13 protein-coding genes are annotated in these 16,501 nt (G+C 48.8%); 10 read left to right on the top strand and 3 right to left on the bottom strand.

The features are described from left to right. Nucleotides 1–169: 169 nt before the first annotated feature. The 10 genes from D791_RS01000 to D791_RS00965 all read left to right on the top strand — a co-directional run bounded on the left by D791_RS01000 (nucleotide 170) and on the right by D791_RS00965 (nucleotide 11,945). On the top strand, nucleotides 170–685 hold the full coding sequence (locus tag D791_RS01000; RefSeq protein WP_036506627.1) for a TRAP transporter small permease: 516 nt from the start codon (nucleotides 170–172) through the stop codon (nucleotides 683–685). An 11-nt stretch (nucleotides 686–696) separates the two neighbouring features. After that, nucleotides 697–1,974, top strand: a complete 1,278-nt coding sequence (locus D791_RS00995) for a TRAP transporter large permease (protein ID WP_036506626.1) — start codon at nucleotides 697–699, stop codon at nucleotides 1,972–1,974. 56 nt (nucleotides 1,975–2,030) lie between these two features. After that, the gene (locus tag D791_RS00990; RefSeq protein ID WP_036506625.1) at nucleotides 2,031–3,038 is read left to right on the top strand and encodes a TRAP transporter substrate-binding protein; all 1,008 of its coding nucleotides are present in this window, start codon (nucleotides 2,031–2,033) and stop codon (nucleotides 3,036–3,038) included. 75 nt (nucleotides 3,039–3,113) lie between these two features. Then, nucleotides 3,114–3,365 (top strand): gluconokinase, encoded by a 252-nt coding sequence (locus D791_RS20235; protein ID WP_202806782.1) that lies wholly within the window; start codon nucleotides 3,114–3,116, stop codon nucleotides 3,363–3,365. Beyond that, complete coding sequence (locus D791_RS00985; protein WP_202806781.1) at nucleotides 3,290–3,631, top strand: gluconokinase; 342 nt, start codon at nucleotides 3,290–3,292, stop codon at nucleotides 3,629–3,631. The genes D791_RS20235 and D791_RS00985 overlap by 76 nt, the downstream gene beginning before the upstream one ends. 74 nt (nucleotides 3,632–3,705) lie before the next feature. After that, complete coding sequence (gene gntR / locus D791_RS00980) at nucleotides 3,706–4,737, top strand: HTH-type transcriptional regulator GntR (protein ID WP_036506622.1); 1,032 nt, start codon at nucleotides 3,706–3,708, stop codon at nucleotides 4,735–4,737. Nucleotides 4,738–4,753: 16 nt separating this feature from the next. Next, complete coding sequence (recB, locus tag D791_RS00975; protein WP_036506620.1) at nucleotides 4,754–8,515, top strand: exodeoxyribonuclease V subunit beta; 3,762 nt, start codon at nucleotides 4,754–4,756, stop codon at nucleotides 8,513–8,515. 95 nt (nucleotides 8,516–8,610) lie between these two features. Beyond that, nucleotides 8,611–10,605: an exodeoxyribonuclease V subunit alpha gene (recD, locus tag D791_RS00970; RefSeq protein ID WP_036506619.1), complete on the top strand. Its 1,995-nt coding sequence runs from the start codon at nucleotides 8,611–8,613 to the stop codon at nucleotides 10,603–10,605. 129 nt (nucleotides 10,606–10,734) lie between these two features. Beyond that, nucleotides 10,735–10,953, top strand: a complete 219-nt coding sequence (locus tag D791_RS18695; RefSeq protein WP_051513832.1) for a hypothetical protein — start codon at nucleotides 10,735–10,737, stop codon at nucleotides 10,951–10,953. Further along, a complete protein-coding gene (locus D791_RS00965; RefSeq protein ID WP_157682193.1) occupies nucleotides 10,896–11,945 on the top strand; it encodes a tetratricopeptide repeat protein in 1,050 nt (349 codons plus the stop codon). Before D791_RS18695 ends, D791_RS00965 begins: the two co-directional genes overlap by 58 nt. Here D791_RS00965 and D791_RS00960 read toward each other — a convergent pair. The 3 genes from D791_RS00960 to D791_RS00950 are packed head-to-tail and all read right to left on the bottom strand — an operon-like array spanning nucleotide 11,932 to nucleotide 16,270. Beyond that, nucleotides 11,932–12,702 (bottom strand): 3'-5' exonuclease, encoded by a 771-nt coding sequence (locus tag D791_RS00960; RefSeq protein WP_081763661.1) that lies wholly within the window; start codon nucleotides 12,700–12,702, stop codon nucleotides 11,932–11,934. The genes D791_RS00965 and D791_RS00960 overlap by 14 nt on opposite strands. Before the next feature lie 14 nt (nucleotides 12,703–12,716). Then, entirely contained in the window at nucleotides 12,717–14,594 is a 1,878-nt protein-coding gene (locus D791_RS00955; protein WP_036506616.1) for a DUF294 nucleotidyltransferase-like domain-containing protein, read from the bottom strand. A gap of 38 nt (nucleotides 14,595–14,632) precedes the next feature. Further along, nucleotides 14,633–16,270 (bottom strand): BCCT family transporter, encoded by a 1,638-nt coding sequence (locus D791_RS00950; RefSeq protein ID WP_036506613.1) that lies wholly within the window; start codon nucleotides 16,268–16,270, stop codon nucleotides 14,633–14,635. Nucleotides 16,271–16,501 lie beyond the last annotated feature (231 nt).

Raw genomic sequence — 16,501 nt, 5'->3', positions numbered from 1 at the left:
TCCGAGAGGACAACCAACAACATGACCCCACAAATGTTAGCGCTAACATTTTTATAGAAAACCTATTGACGACGCCAAACTAAAGCGATAACTTTACCAACATAGTCCAACGCTAATCTTAAACCTCTAAATGTTAGCGCTATCAATAAAAATAAATGAGTTGTGTTCAATGACTAAAATCACGCCTGAGAAGCCCCGCGCTTCTCTCCTTCGCCATGCAGCGGAAGGGATGTTAGCCCTAAGCATGTTCGGTATGGTCTGTGCTGTCTTCTTAAACGTAGTGCTTCGATACCTGTTCAACACGGGCATTTCCGGCTATGAAGAAATCGCACGCTTACTTTTTGTTTGGTTGGTCTGCGTCGGTTCAATATTAGCCACAGTCGATCGTGAGCATTTGGTGTTTGATCTACTGATCAACCGCTTACCCCGTAAACTTCAATATATCTGTCGCTGGATAGGCCGTGGCTTGATTGCATGGATTCTAGGCCTCTTGATCCTAGGTGCTTGGGAACAAATTCAAGTTGGCATCTACAGTCGCAGCCCCGTGCTGGGCTATCCGCTGGGCTTAACAGCCGCTGCGATTCTGCTCATGGCAGCCTGCATGCTGATATTACTGATTGTTGAATGTTGGAAGGATCTACGTGGGATTGCACCCACTTCTCCAACATCCCATCCTTCCGAATAAGGTATCATCGAATGGCAATTGCAATTTTTTTAGTGGTCCTGTTCAGCGCCATGAGCATAGGTGTCCCAATCGCCTATGCCTTGATGCTAACCGCGGTTGCGTTAATGTATCACTTGGACTTTTTTAATGCCCAGTTATTGGCACAAAATGTCCAAGCCGGTTTTGATAACTTTCCTTTATTGGCAGTCCCCTTTTTCGTGCTAGCAGGAGAGTTGATGACAGCTGGCGGCTTGTCTCAACGCATCGTTGATTTGGCTCGCGCCTTTTTTGGGCATGTCCGTGGCGGTTTAGGGTATGTGGCCATCGGCGCATCCGTTCTTCTCGCCTCGATGAGTGGCTCTGCAATTGCCGATACCGCGGCTTTAGCAACCTTATTGCTGCCGATGATGAAACGCCAAGGCTATCCACATGGCAGCAGTGCTGGGCTCATCGCTTCTGGCGGTATTATCGGTCCAATTATTCCACCCTCTATGCCATTTATTATCTATGGCGTTACCACCAACACGTCCATCAGCCAGCTGTTTATTGCAGGTATTGTACCGGGCATTCTCATGGCCGTTGCGATTGCAATCGCTTGGGGTTGGGTCGCAAAAGGTAAGGATTTACCTGTTGCCGAAAAAGAGTCTTGGGGCACACGTTTACAGGTGCTAAGACGCAGCATTTGGGCCTTGCTATTACCCATCATCATTATTGGTGGCTTGCGTGGGGGGATCTTCACGCCCACCGAAGCCGCTGTGGTGGCGGCGGTCTACGCCTTAATCATCACGACCTTGGTGTACCGTGAGCTCAATCTAGCTGCACTCTATCAAGTGCTAGTGAGAGCGTCTAAAACTACATCGGTTGTGATGTTTTTAGCGGGAGCTGCGATGGCGTCTTCTTATATGATCACCCTCGCCGACCTACCTAACCAGTTAATCGAACTCTTCGCCCCCATATTGGATAAGCCAATGCTGTTCATGTTGGCGGCCGTCCTCTTCCTGTTGATTATCGGCATGGTAATGGACTTAACGCCCTCCATTTTGATTCTGGCGCCAGTCTTGGCACCGATGGCTGCGGCGGCGGGTGTGGACCCTGTTTACTTCGGTTTAATGTTCATCATGGCGGGTTGTATCGGGCTGATTACGCCTCCAGTTGGCACGGTTCTCAACGTAGTGTCGGGGGTCGGAAAAATGCCGATGGAGTCGGTGGTCAAAGGTGTGTTGCCCTTTATTACCGCGTACATCCTTTTACTCGGCGTGTTGATTCTGTTTCCACAAATTGTGACCTGGCCTCTTAAATGGCTGTCATGATGTTTTTGCTCTAGGCTTTAAACCAGCCTTACATAATCGTAAATGAGGATAGACCAATGAAAATAAAAACGTTATTACTCTCATGCCTGATTGGGGCCTCCATCGTCTCCCATGCTGTTGCCGATGTCCAAACACGGCAGATTCGCTTTGGGTATGGTTTGAATGAAAACTCAAACCAAGGCCGTGCCACCAAAGTGTTTGCCGATGAAGTGTCACGCCTTTCGGATGGAAAATTACGGATTCGTGCTTTTGGTGGCGCAACACTGGGGTCTGACATTCAGATGCAACAAGCCCTCTTAGGCGGTGCTCAAGAGATGATGGTCGGCTCCACCGCAACACTTGTCGGCATTGCGTCAGAAATGGCCATTTGGGACACTCCTTTCTTATTCAACAGCGCTGAAGAAGCCGATGTGATTCTGGATGGCCCCGTTGGCCAAAAAGTGATGGATAAGCTCGAAGAAAAAGGACTGATCGGTTTAGTCTATTGGGAAAATGGCTTTCGTAACCTCACCAACAGCCGTCGCCCTGTCGAATCGCTCGAAGACCTGGACGGCATACGTTTACGCGTGATGCAAAACAACGTGTTTTTGGATAGTTTTAGAAATCTAGGGGCCAATGCCGTGCCCATGGCTTTTTCTGAGCTGTTTACAGCGCTTGAAACCAAAACAGTTGATGGTCAAGAAAACCCCTTCAACACGATTTTGTCGAGCAAATTCTACGAAGTTCAAGAGTATTTGACCGTCACTAACCATGTGTACAGCCCATGGATTGTTTTGGTCAGTAAGCGTTTTTGGGATCGACTCTCGGCAACTGAACGCGACATTCTGCTTGAAGCGGCAAAAACAGCGCGCGATTTTGAGCGTGAAGATACACGCAAAGAGGCTGCAATGGCACTTGCCGAACTGCAAGAAAAAGGCATGAAGGTCAATGAACTTAGTCTAGAAGAAGTTGAGCGCATGCGTTCAAGACTGGTGGACGTCAATCAAACCATTGCACAAGGCGTTGGGCAAGACCTCTGGGATGAGCTTCAAGCCGCACTGACTGAACTCCGCTCAAATCAGTAGTTCTATTTTCTGTTTTTTCACACCATGTTTGGCCCTGAATTCCATTTCAGGGTCTTTTTTCGGAACACGTAATAGATGAAACCATACAAAATTGTTGTGATGGGAGTGTGCGGTTGCGGCAAAAGCACCCTCGCTAAGCGTCTTGCCGAGCAACTGAATGGCACGTTTTTAGAAGGTGATGCCTTCCACACCCCCGAAAATATTGCCAAAATGAGCTCAGGCATTCCACTGACCGATGCCGATAGACATCCTTGGCTCGTAAGCTCGGCACTGAAATTCGCCAACACGCGCATTCTGGAGCGGTTGTTCTGGCCTGTTCAAGCTTAAAGCGACGCTACCGCGACGTACTGCGTGAACAAGGGGGAGAGTTGTTTTTTGTCTATTTAGACGGATCAGCAGACCTGCTCACCGCTCGACTTTCAGCAAGGCAAGGTCATTATATGCGTTCCAGTTTATTGCAAAGTCAGCTAAAGGACTTAGAAGTCCCGAGTGCTGATGAGGCCGCACTGACATTATCCATCCAAGAACACCCTGATCAGCTCTTGGCGCAGGTTTTGGAGCACTTGTCAGCTGCGAAAATTGAACCCAAATAAAGCCACTGGATTGAATTTGCTAAGTAACTGAAATATAAATACTGTTCTAAACGCATTGAAAGAGAGTTTACACAATGAAGTCTGCGGGAAAATCGGGCCACCGAGGCAAGGGTCGCATTACGCTAGACGATGTCGCCCGTAGAGTTGGGGTCAGTGCGATCACTGTTTCGCGCGCACTCAACAACCCCGATAAAGTATCCGAGGCGCTAAAAGAGCGTATTCAGCAGGCTGTGTTAGAAACCGGCTATGTACCCAATCGAGCTGCCAGATCTTTAGCCAGCAATGCGAGCAAGACACTGGCGGTCATTATTCCGTCGGTCTCAAATGCCGTGTTCAGCAATGTGATTAAAGGCATTTATGATGTGTGTACGCCGCTTAATTACGAGATGATTATTGGCAACACCTACTACTCACTCAAACAAGAAAGCAATTTAATTGAAAAGTTTTTGACGCACATGCCTGATGGGTTTATCACCACTGGCCTGGATATGAGCGATGATACTCGTCAACGGTTAGAGCAAAGCGGCATCCCAGTTGTGCAAATGATGGAAACTGGCACACGCGAACCCATTGATATGTGCGTAGGCATTTCGCATCTTGCCGCAGGTCGAGAAATGGCTGAGTACTTTATTCGAAAAGGCTATCAGCGCATTGGTGTCATCGCCTCTCAGCTTGACCAACGAACGCGCAATCGTGTCCAAGGATTTCTTTCCTGTGTTCGCGAGCATGCGCCGACTCAACCGGATCGAGTCATCGCCGACCCCCGCCCCTCTTCTGTGCACTTAGGGGGAGCGCTTTTTTCAGAACTTTTAGCGCAATTTCCAGATACAGATGCCATCTTTTGCTGTAACGACGATTTGGCTTATGGCGCTATTTATGAGTGTCAACGACGACACCTGAGAATTCCACAACAGATTGCCATTGCCGGATTTAATGACCTAGAACAATCCGCCTGTATCAATCCATCACTGACATCCATAGCCATTCCCCTGTATTCTATTGGCAAAACCGCCGCAGAAATGATGCTGAACCGCTTAAAAGGACAGCCAACGCCCACACCCGTGATGGATTTGGGGTTTAGGCTGATTGAGCGAGAAAGCGCCTAGTCACCAAGGTCGTGCCATGAGCAGTCAAGAGTTAGAGATAGGGTCATTCCCCTTATACGGGAGCCAATTAATTGAAGCGAGTGCGGGTACTGGGAAAACCTTTACCCTCGCATTGTTGTATACACGCTTAATCCTACAACAGGGAGGTGAAGCCGCTTTTTCACAAGCACTACCCCCTGAGCAAATACTGGTTGTGACCTTTACTGATGCGGCCACTCAAGAGCTGAAAGAGCGTATCCGCCAGCGCCTAGTCGAAGCAGCAGAATGCTTCGGGCGCACGGATGAAGCCGCAGACCTGGTGAGCAGTGACCCCCTGATACAATTGCGCAGCAGCATTCCTAAAGAGGCATGGCTTCTCTGCCAACGTCGTTTATTGATCGCAGCTGAATCCATGGACCAAGCGGCCATTTCGACCATTCACGGCTGGTGCTATCGCATGCTGAAAGAGCACGCCTTTGACAGTGGCAGCCTCTTTAATCAGACCTTAATTTCAGACCAAAAACATCTGATTCATGAGTTGGTAAACGATTATTGGCGCATCCATTTCTACGGCATGGACCCTCACGAAGCCGAAATAGTCAAAGAATTATTGAAAAGCCCTGAGCATCTTTACAAGGATATCCGCTTTTTAATCCCAAAGCATGACACTCCAATCAGTTTTCAAGGTCAAGCCATTGCGTTTGAACATCAGATTCGGCAACACTTGACGAGCATTGCACAACAGAACATTCAAAAAAAGACAGCCGAGAATCAAGCACGCTTGCGTTGGGCCGAGTCTCGTGATGATCTTGCGGCTCTTTTAAGGGACTTGCAGCCCAATTTACACAAGGCTAAGTTCGGTATTAAGAGCGAAGAAGACCTCCTGCTTTTTTTGTCGAATGCCGATGCTTGGGCAGCAGGCCAACCAGCTCCCAAAGGCTTACACTATTTACAAGAAGGTGAGATCCCACTCACGGGTGGTAAAAAGGCACCCGCACAACCCATGCACCCTGCCTTTGCTGCCATTAAAACCTGGCAAGCGCTCGAAAGCGGTGATGACTCAGCCCTCGCGTTAAAAGCCCACATGCTTGCTCACGCAACCTACTGGGTGCGCTCAGAGTTGAAGCAACTCTTATTAGAGCGAGCGGAGTTAGGCTTTGATGATTTACTCGTGCAACTGGACACAGCGCTTCAAGGCCAGCAAGGCGATGCATTGCGACAGACCATCAAGACGCAATACCCAGTCGCGATGATTGATGAGTTCCAAGATACAGATCCCTTGCAGTACCGAATTTTTGATCGTATTTACGACATCGAAGCGAACTCGCCCAGCACGGCGATTATTATGATTGGTGATCCAAAACAGGCGATTTACTCCTTCCGCGGAGCCGACATACACACCTATTTAAAAGCTCGGTACGCCACGCATTCACGTCATTACCACTTACGCAAAAACTATCGATCCACACAAAACGTGGTGTCGGCAGTGAACACATTATTTGCCCAAGGCGAGCGACTGAGTAAAGGGGCATTTCATTTTAAGGAGTTAGATGACAATCCCGTGCCCTTCCTTGAAGTTGAGGCCCAGGGTCGGCCTGAGCAGTTGCAACTTGAAGGTGAAGTCACGCCTGCCATGAATATATGGTACCTCAAAGGCCTTCCTTCTACTGGCACAGAAAGCAATTCAGATAGCAACTCAGATGAAGAGTCAGATGGCGAATCCCCTGATGCACTTATCTCTATTGGTGCATTTCGGGAACACATGGCAAAAGGCTGTGCCAGCCAGATCGTTCGTTGGCTCAGCACGCCGAAAACCTCTGGCTTTTTCACTCAAAACGCTTGGACGCCCCTTAAACCCAATGACATCGCCATTCTCGTGCGCAGCCGAACCGAGGCGGATTTAATTCGTACAGAGCTGAGAAACCGAGGTTTAAGCAGTGTTTACTTATCTGACAGAGAGTCCGTCTTTCAATCGTCAGAAGCACGCGATCTGCTCATGTGGTTGCAGGCCTGTGCCGATCCTCGCAACGATCGCAAAATACGTGCAGCGCTTGCAACACCCACACTCAACGTTAACCTTGCGCGCCTAGAGGCATTGTATCGTGATGAGTTGCTCTGGGAGCAAGAAACCGAACACTTCCGATACTTTCATAGCTTATGGAGTCGTCAGGGCGTTTTACCTATGCTGCGTGAGTTCATGCAGCGCTATGAGTTGGCCAAACGCGTGCTGTACCAAAACGAAGGAGAACGCATCCTCACCAACGTGCTGCATCTCGCCGAGTGGCTGCAACAGGCCAGCGCACAGTTTGAAGGTGAACAGGGATTGATTCGTCACTTTGCTGAGCAAATTGACGATCCAAGTGAAGAGCAAATTTTGCGTCTTGAGAGCGATGCCGACTTAATTCGAGTCATTACCATTCACAAGTCCAAAGGACTGGAATACCCGCTGGTACTTCTTCCCTTTATCAGCAGTTGGAAAGAAGTGAATCATTTACAAACTTCGGTCAGCCTATCCTCCGATGACTCTCGCTCTCTTGAAATTGCAGGCTCCAAGCATTTTCCCGAGGCTTGGGAGCAGGCCGACGCCGAACGGCATGCTGAAGACATGCGTTTGTTGTACGTGGCCTTAACACGTGCGCGTCATGCCTTATGGTTGGGTATTGCCGCGTTAAAATCAGGAACCGCTAAGCAGTCTAAAATGCATAAAAGTGCATTGGGCTATCTTTTAGTCGATCAAGAAACGCTAACCCCTGGAAATCTTACGCAATCACTGAATGCATTACAGAATAGCGATCAAAACATTCGTGTGCTTAATGCGCCCGCTATCGAGTCTTCACAGTACACATCGGCTCAGACGTTTCAGTTCCGCGCCGCTGAAACGTCCCTGAGAAGCCCGAAGGAATACTGGTGGATTGCCAGTTACTCTGCCTTAAAAACGGGAGATAGGCAGCAGGATACTGACAAGGCTTGGCTGGATGCAGCGCCCGACTCCGCGCTTGAGGAAACACAATCCGAAGAACAGGTGCCAGAAATGGATCAAGCGACGCGCCACTTACCGAGCGCCGAATTCCATGAGTTGCACCGATTTATACGTGGCCCCAATGCCGGTACCTTTTTACACGGACTGTTGGAATGGGCAGCCGAGCAGGGCTTTGAATCCGCTTTTCAAGCCACCGATGCACGTCGTGGGATGCTGGAAAAACGCTGCCAAATTCGTGGCTGGACGGACTGGGTCGATATTTTGGATCATTGGTTGCACAGTTTCTTAAGCACACAATTTCAACTACCCAACACATCGGTTCTCGCGCTGCATCAACTGCAACGCTATCAAGCTGAGATGGAGTTTATGTTTGCCGCGCACAGAGTCGACACCCATGCCTTGGACACTCTTTGCCAAACCTATTTGATGCCAGGTCAAGCACGACCCAGACTTCAACCGATTGAACTCAATGGCATGCTCAAAGGGTTTATCGATTTGGTGTTTGAATTTGAGGGCCACTATTATATTGCCGACTGGAAATCGAATTATCTGGGTGACCAAGATGCGGATTATGCCTTACCTGCGTTAGAAAAGGCGCTGCTTGAAAAACGCTATGACGTACAATACGCCTTATACTTACTGGCACTCCACCGGCATTTACGTAAGCGAATCCCTGAGTATCAATACACACGCGATGTTGGCGGGGCTTTGTATTTTTTCCTGCGGGGCAACCAACATCCTGAAACACGCGGATTGATAGCCGACCGACCGCCGCTGGCGTTTATTGAAGCGCTCGATGCATTATTTCGGTCTGTTTAAGGGAGCTTTTGGGAATCCATCATGTTGTTGATTGCACTTTTTTCAAAACGCGCTTGTAGAGACGCGGCCCAACCGACAAACACAAGGACCTTGCCATGAAATCAATTGATGCATTGCAGGACTCAACCTTCCTCATTCAACTGCTGGAAAGCTGGGCTGAGGCCGGGTGGCTGCGCTGGCTGGATGTTGAAGTGGCACGTTTTTTTCAGGAAATGACGGAGGATGCCTCGCCTTTGTTGATACTCGCCATTGCGTTAACCAGTCATCAAAATGGCCGAGGACATGTGTGCTTTGATCTTAAACATGCGCTTGATGCTCCAGAGAGTGCCTTGCTGCTTCCCCCTGAAAACGCGCAAAGCACACCGCAGTATCTACCCCAAACACTGTTTGCCCATATTTCATTAGATCAATGGTTTTCGGCCCTTCAACATCCCAGACTTGTCAGCGAAGGATCGGGCAACTCACCCTTGGTATTGGGCGGAACACAAGCGCGCCCGCTACTCTATTTACGACGCTTTTGGCAGCACGAGCAGTCCATCAAGCAAGCGATAGAGTCACGTTTATCGACACAGTATGATCTGCCAATATCGCTGCTCAGTGACAGTTTGAACCGATTATTCCCTCAGGCAGATGTTAACCCTGACTGGCAGAAAATTGCCTGCGCCCTCGCTGCACGCCAAGGTTTCTCTATCATTACAGGCGGCCCTGGAACAGGTAAAACAACAACGGTTGTTAAGTTGTTGGCCTTGTTGCAACAGGTATCCTTAACGCAACAAGGGCGACCACTGAGCATTCGTTTGGCCGCACCGACGGGCAAAGCCGCAGCACGGCTAAACGCCTCGATTGCTAGCCAAGTGAAAGGACTGGACTTATCCAGCTTTACGAACGAAGCCCAAATTCGTCAAGACATTCCAACGGAGGTTACAACACTGCATCGATTGCTTGGGCCTTTACGTAACAGTCGCTTTTTTCGGCATCATCGTGGCAACCCCCTGCGCGTCGACTTGGTGGTCGTGGATGAGGCCTCAATGATTGATGTTGAACTCATGGCACAACTGTTAGACGCCCTTCCCGCAGAGGCACGCTTAATTTTACTGGGGGATAAAGACCAGTTGGCTTCGGTGGAGGCAGGTGCTGTTCTGGGGAACCTATGCCATCGGGCGGAGGCTGGACACTACACACCCGACACTCAAGCTTGGCTAGCCAACGTCACTCAACAAACCTTGCCCGATGCATTCTTAGACGCCAACGGCACTAGAAAAGACCAAGCGATCACCATGTTAAGGCACAGTTATCGCTTTGGTGACACCTCGGGAATCGGTCAGTTGGCCCGTCGTGTCAATCAAGCAGAGCAACCGAATACGAGTTCACCGATCCATTCTTTATTTGATCAATTCCCTGATATCCAACGCATCCTGCTAAACTCAACCGACACCCCCGCGTTGAACCAATTGTTATGCACTGGCTATGGTGCGTATCTCAATGCCTTGCATGCAACCCCCATGACCGAGTCCATGACAGCAAGCGCACGAGACCATTGGGCATTGGGTATTTTGGAAGAGCACAGCCAGTTCCAACTCTTATGTGCGCTTCGCAAAGGCGAACAGGGCGTCGACGCAATGAACGCGTATATTGAGCAATTGCTGTTCAAACAGGGCTTGATCAAAGAAACAGGCACCTGGTACGCGGGTCGACCAGTTATGATTACCCAAAATGACTATAGTTTAAACCTGATGAATGGGGATATTGGCGTGACCTTGCCCTATCACTACCGAGAAGATGGGCAGGCTCGTCTCGGCCTGCGAGTTGCGTTTTTATCCGGGGACGGTAGCCAACAGATTCGATGGATCTTACCAAGCCGACTTCAAGCACATGAAACAGTTTTTGCCATGACGGTCCACAAGTCGCAAGGGTCCGAATTCACGCATACCGCACTCATGTTGCCCGCTTATGACAATCCGATTCTCACCCGAGAGTTAATCTATACAGGGATCACGCGGGCTAAGCGTCAATTCACGTTGATTGATCGCTCTAACCATATTTTGAATAATGCGGTTAAGGCGAGAGTCTATCGGGTGAGTGGATTGTGAGTGTTTGGATTTGCGATATTCTTAGGGATTTAACACAATAGTGTGATGGCTACATTCAAAACATGCAGAGTGATGATTGAGCGGGAAGCATCACGCTCAATCACTTTTTAAAATAAGTAGGAAGCGTTCATGGCGTCAAAAGCAAAAGGACTCAATCAAAAGCTTACGCACTTTAAAGAGCAGTTTAAACGCTATTATGCCCAAGGCCAGTTTAATAAAGCCCTAGGGCAGGCGCTCTCAGCGCATAAACTGGTGCCTAAGCATCCGAAACCCCTATCGGATGCGGCGGTTTGTTGCGTGTATATGACACGTTGCTGGACGCCATCGCCTATGCCGACAAGTGCTTAACGCTCGACCCAAATGATATCCCTGCCTTGGACGCCGCCTCACACGCTTGGTCAGCCTTACATGAGTTTGAGCGGGCTGCGCCCTACGGAGCCAAAGCCATTGCAATAAGAGATGCATCGATACCCGAACTCGGTAGAGATCAACAGCACATATCCGTCGGCCCTTCTGGGCAACGCCGGATCATTGCCTTTTCGTTATTTGGTGACTCCCCCAAGTACTGCGAAACAGCCTATTTAAATGCCTTGGCGCAACCGCAATTCTTCCCCGACTGGCAATGCCGTTTTTACGTGGACGCAAGTGTGCCTGAGGGTGTGAAACAACGCCTTGCTTCAGCTGGCGCTGAAGTCATCGACGTTGAAGCACCGGAAGTGAATTGGTATGGCACCTTCTGGCGTTTTCTGGCAGCAGATGACCCCAACGCAGAATGGATTGTGTTTCGGGACGCTGACTCCTTAATCAGCCAATACGAGGCTGAAGCGGTCAAGGCTTGGATTCAAGAAGACAAACCCTTTCACATCATGCGAGACTGGGGTTCACACACTGAGCTGATGTTAGCGGGTATGTGGGGGGTAAAAAGTGGCGCACTGCCCAACATGAAAACAATGATCACTGAGTTTTTAGACACCTACCAAGGCCGAATGCACTTTGCTGATCAAATGTTTCTACGCCATAAAATCTGGCCCTACGCAAGGCGCTCAAACCTGCACCATGATTCACTGTTCCACACACCCGGCTCACAACCCTTCCCTGTCGCTCGCCAAGCGGATGAGCCACATCTAGGCAGTAACCTCGTAGCAGGTTTTTTTGAATCTGCCGTCTCCCCGGCCTCAGCGACAGTTGCACAATGGGCTCTGTTCGATAAGCAAGGCGAGTGTTACTGCCAATACACAGCGCCAGTTGTCGAGGGCAAAATCAAAGTGGGCCTACCCAAGCCTTTATTGATTCGTTTGCAAGATAAAGAGTTAACTTTGCGCATTCTCAGCACGAAATAGACTGAACACCTGCGTTAAAGCCAAAGTGCATCGATAGGCGTATCTGGCTGAATCGATGCGCTATTTGCGCCAACAATAACTCGGCTGTGGCCAAGGCATCGGTTAGGGCATGATGCTGCTGATAATACGGGAGATTGTAACGCGCTCGGCTGTCCACCAAACGAATAGAAACGGGCTCTTTATTTAATAGCTTATCCATTAGATTCATAGGCTTGGCGCGGTGAAGGCGTGCCTCTAATTCCATAGTGTCGATCACGGGAAACGCGATTCCTTCGTGAATTCGCTTACGCAACGCTGCATCTAAAAAAGGACGCTCGATGCCACGGTGATGCACGACCACTACCTTCCCTGCCAACGCAGCCAAGAGGTGATCGACAATGCGCATAAAATCAGGCGCTGATTGAACATCGGAATGGGTGATGCCGTGAATTGCGACCGAAGCATGATCCAGTTGCGCCCTAGGGCGAACCACCCAATACTTAGCGCTAGCACAGTGAATACGTCGCAATGTAAAAGGCACCAACCCTATGCTCAAAATTCCGTTTCGTTTAGGGTCAAAGCCAGTTGTTTCAAAGTCGAGCGCCACAAAATCGATACGCTCTAAGGGTGTCTTTCCATGGGGCAAAGACTCAGAATAAAAGGCTTTTAAACGGACATCTTTCGCCGATAGCGCCGAGTCGTCATAAAACTGGGGCCAGTCAACGGCCGTATCCTCACGTTGGCTGGAGGATGTATTCGACTTACCTAAATACAGCATATGTCTGCACTCGACTAGCGGTTAGACTGATAACAGAATTTCAAATACTTCTGGGCATTGCTTAAAATCTGAAAGGCATCTTTTAAATTTTTTCGCTCAAAATCCGATAGATGTTCAGGCGCTATATTGTTGTTGGGTTCTTCACCCTTTTCCAAAGCCAAGGCTTGATGACGAATTCTCACCAAGGCGATTAATTCTAATGCATCACGTAGATCTTGTCCTCGCCCGCGCGGCAGAATGTCTGTCTCCAAAATATCGCGCAACCGATCAAATGAGTTACGCGCCTGTGAGCCAATGGCCAGTGCATGCACTCGAATTAAATCGGCTAAGGGAGCGGTGCCTCTGCGCTTCATATTGATGGTGTTGTTTTGTCGGCCATCCTGCTCCATAACAAAGTCTTTGAAAAAACCCAAAGGCGGTGTCCGATTCAACGCGTTTCGTGCCATACAGGCTAAAAACAACGGGCTCTTCTTCGCACGTCGTGCTATCAATTGGTTCAACTGCGTAGCCCACTTTAACTCGCCCCAAACACCGTCTAGGTCGAAAAAAATCGAGCTGTTCAGTAAGGACTCTGGCGTTGGGTTGTCGATCCATTCTTTGAAATACCCTTCCCATACCTCCAACGGCTGACGCCAGCGTGAATTGGTCGCCATAATATTGCCCTTACAGTGGGTATAACCACAAGCCGCTAAACCGTCACAGACAAACTCAGCCAACGCTTTAAAATAACCATCATGCATTTCTGGGTCAAAACGATTGTCCAGAATCATGGCATTGTCTTGATCGGTGATGATCAATTGCTCATCTCGTGCCATTGAGCCCAAAGCCAAGAAGCAATAGGGAACAGGCGGTGGACCTAATTTAGCTTCGCCCAATTCCAATAAACGTTGCTTAAAACTACGGCCTATAACGGCCATCGCACTGCCAATCATCCGCGAATTTGCATCTTCGTTAACCATTCGGATAAAGCAGGCTTTCACCTCTGGCAATAAAGCGCTGAGCTCTTCAACACTGTTTTGACGGAAGATGCTGCCCACCAAATAGAGGCTGTTTCGTGATTCATAGCGAATAATATCGGAGATCGCAATCACGCCCACAGGACGGTGATAAGAGACAACAGGTAAATGATGCAGGTTATAGCGCAACATAGTCATCATCGCTTCAAACACATACTGGCTTGACTCAATGGTGATCACATCCGTCGACATGATGTCCGCAACTGGGGTTGTGTAATCCAAGCCCTTCGCGACCAATCGTGTACGCAGGTCTCGATCAGTAATAATACCCACCATCTTCGGTAACCCATAATCCGTATCCGACACAGGTGACTGCATGATTAATAAGGATGAAATCGATTCGGCCGACATTAAAATGGCGGCATCTTTAACACTGGCCTGCGCTTCAATGCAGACAGGTGGTCGCGTAATTAAATTTTTGACCTCCGAGGCCATCAATTGATTCGCTTGTTCATGTCTTGAAACCGCATTGCGCAAACGCGCACTGTCTTCGATCTCAACAAAGTCTGCGAAGGATTCAAATGACTCAAACAACTCAGCAAAGATAGGCTCGGGAATAAAGTAGATTAACGAGTCTTCAAGTGCTTTGGCTGGAAAACGAATTTGCCGATTTCTCAGCAAACCGTACTCGCCAAAAATACCGCCCTCACTCATTCGATTGTACAGATCACCGTTGCGGCGAAAGACTTCCACCGCCCCGCTTCGGACTACATGCAATGCGTCAATCTCTTGACCAAACTCCAAAATCTGCGTTCCTGCTTTAAAGTACCCCACTTCAATATTGTCGGCCACCCAATGCAGGGTGTCATCAGGCAAGGTACTAAACGGCGGATAACGCTTTAAAAAATTCTGAACCTCAATCAACTCGGCTTTCATTGCATACTACTCATGTCCCGAACCCTTCTTTTTAAGACTTAAACCGCTTTAGGCTCAGTGGCTAAACCTTTAAACAAGGCAATACACGAAGCCAATAAAACTAAGGTAAATGGAAACCCCGTTGAAACCGCCATCGCCTGCAAGGCTACTAGACCGCCCCCTAGCAACAGAGCCACCGCGATTAACCCCTCGAATGTGCACCAAAACACACGTTGTGGTGTTGGCGCATTCACCTTACCTCCCGCCGCAATGGTATCAATTACGAGCGATCCCGAATCGGATGATGTCACAAAAAACACCACAACCAGAATAATAGCGATAAACGAGGTTATCTGCGCGAAAGGCAAAATATCCAACATACTAAACAGCTGCAGGGGTAAGGCTGCCTCGGCCGCCGCGGCATAACCTGACAAATATTGATGAATGGCCGTACTGCCAAACACTGTCATCCACAGTACGCAAGCCGCTGACGGAATCAGTAAAACAGAGATCATAAATTCGCGCACGGTACGTCCTCTAGAAACTCGCGCGATGAACATCCCCACAAATGGCGACCAGGAAATCCACCATGCCCAGTAAAAGGCTGTCCACCCTGATGCAAAGTTAGTATCTTCTCGACCTATTGGATTCGATAAGGCAGGTAAATACTGCAAATACGCCGCTAAATTAGAGAAAAAGCCCGTAATAATGGCCAAGGTTGGCCCAACAACAATGACAAAAAGCATTAACAATACAGCCAGTGTCATGTTGATTTCAGACAGACGCTTCACACCGGCTTCTAAACCCGCGACTACTGACACCAACGCAATCAATGTAATGCCGAACACCAACAGCACTTGTGTGGTTGTTCCATCTGGAATACCAAATAGGTAATTAAGGCCTGCCGCCGCTTGTGAGGCACCCAACCCCAAGGACGTTGCCAATCCAAAAAGCGTCGCAAACACCGCAAGAATATCAATAATATGACCCGGCCAGCCCCAGATTCGCTCCCCTAAAAGCGGGTAAAAAACTGATCGAATTGTCAGAGGCAAGCCCTTATTAAATGAAAATAACGCCAAACCCAGTGCCAACACGGCATAAATGGCCCAGGGGTGCAGTGCCCAGTGGTAAATAGTGGCCGCCATGGCTAAGCGTTCTGCCGAGGATGCATCCCCAGCTGCGGCACCCAATGGTGCCCAATCGGTTCGAGCGCCAATCTCTCCTGATGTACCGCCCATGGACGAGGCAAAATGCGATAAGGGTTCCGAAACACCGTAGAACATTAAGCCAATCCCCATACCCGCGGCAAATAGCATGGAAAACCAACCGATGTAACTAAAATCCGGCTTGGCTTCCGTACCGCCAAGGCGTACACGCCCTAGGGGCGAAAAAATCAGGTAAAGGCAAATGAGAACGAAAATATTACCGGCACTGATAAAAAACCAGTCCAGATTTGATGTTAACCAGCCTCTCATACTTCCAAACATGGGGCCGACTTGGTTTTGAAATGCCAGCGTTAGCACGACAAATGCAATGACCGATATCCCTGAGATCAGGAAAACGCGGTTGTGGATGTCCAAACCAAAAGGACCAATTTTAACAGCAATGTTATCTTGACCGATCTGGTAGTCGGTATCGATTGGGTTCACCTCTCCATCTGGAGACATGGGATCATTCACTTTATTGTGTTCGCTCATCTGGGCACACACTCCCTGAAGTGTTTAGTTCAATAAATGGTTAGCTATCGCCACAACTCTGACCTAGCCACAGCATACACACAAAAAATACTTTGATTTGCATCATCAAATTAACAGCTGACCATGACCAGAACTATCGAGAAAAAGACTCATATCTATCTAATTACGACAAATCGATGAAATTAAAGTACTCTTTGTGATCATTTACAGAATAACACAAAACGCTATTTA

Source organism: Nitrincola nitratireducens (assembly GCF_000585235.1).
Classification (GTDB): Bacteria; Pseudomonadota; Gammaproteobacteria; order Pseudomonadales; family Balneatricaceae; genus Nitrincola; species Nitrincola alkalisediminis.
Note: the sequence above shows the minus strand (reverse complement) of the source record. Positions and strands in the feature narration are given on the sequence as shown.